The organism is Clostridium sp. DSM 8431, assembly GCF_900116755.1.
Lineage (GTDB): Bacteria > Bacillota > Clostridia > Clostridiales > Clostridiaceae > Clostridium.
This window is the reverse complement of record NZ_FPBY01000237.1, coordinates 1-4,119: the sequence shown is the minus strand read 5'-3', so window position 1 is coordinate 4,119 and position 4,119 is coordinate 1. Positions and strand designations below refer to the sequence as shown.

At 25.8% G+C, this 4,119-nt stretch carries 4 protein-coding genes; all 4 read left to right on the top strand.

The features are described from left to right. The first annotated feature begins 132 nt into the window (after positions 1–132). The 4 genes from BM384_RS16020 to BM384_RS16005 are packed head-to-tail and all read left to right on the top strand — an operon-like array spanning position 133 to position 3,965. Complete coding sequence (locus BM384_RS16020) at positions 133–1,191, top strand: ABC transporter permease (protein WP_175537435.1); 1,059 nt, start codon at positions 133–135, stop codon at positions 1,189–1,191. A 20-nt stretch (positions 1,192–1,211) separates the two neighbouring features. Beyond that, on the top strand, positions 1,212–2,306 hold the full coding sequence (locus BM384_RS16015) for an ABC transporter permease (protein WP_207650742.1): 1,095 nt from the start codon (positions 1,212–1,214) through the stop codon (positions 2,304–2,306). A 17-nt stretch (positions 2,307–2,323) separates the two neighbouring features. Continuing rightward, the gene (locus BM384_RS16010) at positions 2,324–3,007 is read left to right on the top strand and encodes an ABC transporter ATP-binding protein (RefSeq protein ID WP_090015112.1); all 684 of its coding nucleotides are present in this window, start codon (positions 2,324–2,326) and stop codon (positions 3,005–3,007) included. Next, positions 2,994–3,965 carry a hypothetical protein gene (locus BM384_RS16005; protein WP_090015110.1) on the top strand — a complete coding sequence of 324 codons (972 nt, stop codon included), beginning with the start codon at positions 2,994–2,996 and terminating at the stop codon, positions 3,963–3,965. The genes BM384_RS16010 and BM384_RS16005 overlap by 14 nt, the downstream gene beginning before the upstream one ends. The last annotated feature ends 154 nt before the right edge of the window (positions 3,966–4,119 follow it).

Below are 4,119 nucleotides of genomic sequence, written 5' to 3'. Positions count from 1 at the left end.
CCAAAAGATTGTTGAATAACAATCTTTTGGACTTAATTTTCCGAAGGGCACTTTTTCAGTGCCCTCTTATTTTTACAGGTATTTTTATGCACTTTTTCAGTCTTTATATTTATTGGTATGCTTTTGAATTTATTGGATAAAGAAAAAAGTATTGAGAAAGTAACATCCTTAAACAATATAAAGGGAAATTTTTATACTACGGAGTCATCTTATGATATAGCTTATAAAAACCAAGAAGAAATAGTTTCGGAATTAAAAAAATATTCTAGTGATTTTGATTTTTGCCAATTTGTAAATCAAGCTGATGGTGAAGGTTTGAACCAGCTATATATAGATATTAATTTAAATAAACAGATTAAATTTTCTACGGATAGAGGAAGGGATTTTGATACTGAAGATTTTAATATTAATTATAATGAAGAAATTATTCCTATAATAATAAGTAAAAGACTTGAAGAAAAATATCCTTTAAATAGTGAGTTTAAAGATATAAACACATCTTTTACTAATGAAATTAATTATTTTAATGGAGGTGCCACATTTAAAGTTGTCGGTATCCTTGATGATTCTAGTTCATTCTGGTTGAATGATGAAGTATTATTAGATAAACTAAACTATTTTGATGTAATTGTATATCCAACAAACTTTAATAATATGTTAGATTTTAACCCTCCATGTTATTTTATAAACTTAAACTCAAGTATTGATAAGTATGATGAAATAAAAAGAGAGTTAGAAGCAATATACCCTAATATATCATTTAATGATTCTTCTCTTAAAGATTCTTTTGTAAAGAAATTAAATGATAAGATTATTGAATTAATCTTTATAAATGTATTTACATTAATATTATTAGTGCTATCTTTATTTGGATTTATTTCTATTATTCAATCTATCAATTTATTAAGAAAAAAAGAAATAGGAATATATTATTGTTTAGGTGCAACTACTTCTAATATCATAGCATTTGTTTTAGGAGAAATATTTATAATTAGTTTCTCAAGTATGTTTTTATGTTATTTATTGGTTGATAAGTTATCAAATTATCTTTTTATTAATTATGAAATCTTATTTAACAGTACAACCATTATTGTCTCTGGTATTGTGATTTTATGTTATATATTAATAGCTGCAATTATAGCAGTGAAGACAATATTAAAAAAAGAACCATTAGACTTGATAAGAAACTGAGGTGATTTATATTGAATAGTGTGCTTAAAAGGTGGAGAAAAAATTATATAAGGATATCCATAATAATTATAGGGATAACACTTGGAATACTTTCAATTTCAATAGGCCTCTCTTTTTTTGAAGATGGCATAAACTTTTCAAAAGAAATGTCTAGTGGAGATAGTAAAGTAAATGAAAGTTTAATTTATAGTAGAGGTAATAATGAGGATATCTCAATGGTACTTAATAACATAGCTTTGGATTTGAACAAAAATTATCAGGTATCTATAGGATCAATTACATATCCCATGGATAGGAACGTTCCATTATCAGATTGCCCGTCAATTGTTCCTGTTATATATAGTAAAACCATAAAATGGAAACCTAATTTAATATATGGACGTTATATGTCAATGGAGGAGTCATTAACAGATAAAAAGGTAGCTGTAATTGGTTATGAAGTATATAAGTATTTTTTCAAAGACCAAGAATTTAGTTCTGATATGAAGTTAGATATATATGGGGTAGAATATAGTATTTTAGGGGTAGTAGGTAGAACAAAGAGATATACACCTCAAAATTTTCAAATAGAAATTCCTTATAAAAATTATTTTTCTTTTTATGAAGAGGAACCAGATTTAGACAATATACCTATAACAGTAAGGGGAGAAAATGATTTGGATTTGGAATATTTAAAAGAGAATAATTTAAGGTTGATAAGTAAACCAGTATATGAAAATGATATAAAGATTCCATTAAAATTAGTAATGTTAATTGGTGGATTAATATTGATTGTTACAATTATAAATGAAAGTAATTTATTTTCTTTTTGGCTATTGAGTATAAGAAAAGAAATTGCTATAAAAAAGGCTCTAGGAGCAACAAACATGATGATTATATTTGATATATTTAAAGAGATTTTAACTTTAAGCGTAGTATCAATTATATTAGCGTTGATATTTCAGTATATTATCTGTCAAAAGCTAAGTGTAATGTTATCTCAATACGAATTGAATATTACATTTATGAATTTATTAATTTCAATAGTATTAGCTATAACTATATCAATATTTTCATCAATAATTCCATACAAGATAATATTTTCAACAAATCCATGTGATGAGTTAAAAAAGTAATTTGGAAAGGATATAAAATGAATAATATTATAAAGATACAAGGGTTAAAAAAAGACTATAGTATAGATAAAAATAAAGTAAATGTTTTAAAGTCAGTTGACCTAAATATTTCACAAGGTGAAATGGTTGCTATAATGGGTACATCAGGGTCTGGAAAATCAACATTGTTAAATATTCTTGCATGTATTGATAAGGCTGAGTCAGGAATGTATTTATTAAATAATGTAGATATTTTTAAGTGTAAAAGTAAAGAGTTAGCTAAGATAAGAAGTACAAAAATAGGTATAGTATTTCAAGACTTTAATCTTATTTCAGATTATACAGTGTTTGATAATATAAAACTTGCATTATCATATAAAGCTCATCATAGTAAGGAGAAAATTAATTTTAAAGAGACTATATTTAAGTATCTTAAAATGGTTGGGTTAGAAGATAAATATAATAAATATCCATCTCAATTATCTGGTGGTGAACAGCAAAGAGTTGCTATTGCTAGAACTTTAGCAACTGATCCTTTAGTTATATTGGCAGATGAACCTACAGGAGCATTAGATAAAAAGAATACAATAGAAATTTTAAATTTATTTAAGAAAATAAATTCTACTGGAAAGACAATAGTATTAGTTACTCATGATGAAACTGTAGCATCTTATTGCGATAGAACACTAATTATGGAGGATGGAAACCTTGAAGGTATCTAATAAAGTTATAAAAGAGAATATTAAGTTTATTATAGTTTTAGTAATTTTATTTTTAGTAGGAAACTTAATGAGTTTAATTATTATAAATAAAAATTCTAAGCCGATGGATTTTGAAAGTGATACAGGTATTAGTGGTTTAGGGTTATTTATTTCTGATAAAACTAATAATATACATAATTCAATTATTGATTATAAGCGTATGGCAGATTATAACTATAAGTTTATGAATAGAACAGGAAATGATTTAGAGTGTTCTTTAAGTGTATTTATAGATGGAAAACAAATATCTATATTAAATATAGAGACTGCTCAAGTAGACAATAGTTTCAAGTTCTTTATTGAAGACAATGAAGATTTAGATTTACCTATAAGTTTAATTGTGGAAAATTTACAAGAAGGAGCATATAGTGTTGATTTTAGTATTGTTTCTAATTATGATGAGTATGCGATTGATAATGATGCTGATGTTTGGATGACATCAACATATAATTATACAGCAGCAATAGATAATGGTGGAAGTGTTTTCCATAATTCGGAAGTAGCAAATATGATGTCTGTTAAAGAAGAAATAGGTGAAGAGCAGGATGTAAGTCAATTTGTAGCTAACTTTGATAAAGAGAAATTTATAAATTCTGAAAAGCCTTCTAATTTTATTATTTCAAAACCTGATGAAATCATAGAGGTACCTTTAGTAATTGGAGGAAGTGATACAAGCAATGTATTGATATATGCTACATTAGATAATAAACAAATTAAGCTTAATGATTTAGATAATGTTGTATACAAACTTTCTGAAGGCAATGTGGCAGAGGTAGGTGTAAAATTAAAGTCACCATCTCAACCAGGTAAATATGAATTGTTATTTTATTCAGTTAATAACCTTATAAATACTCAGATTAGTGAATGTGAACAATTGAAGCTTTCAACATCGCACAGGATAACATTAATAGTTGAATAAGTAAAATTTGTTTTTATAAAGGATATGTTAAATGATTTTTTGACATATCCTTTTATGTGCACCCAGCATGGGCGTGCACTCAATGTCGTCAACTTAGCAATAAGAGACTTAAAAAAGAAACCTTAGATTAAATTTTTTTCAATAGCTATTTAAA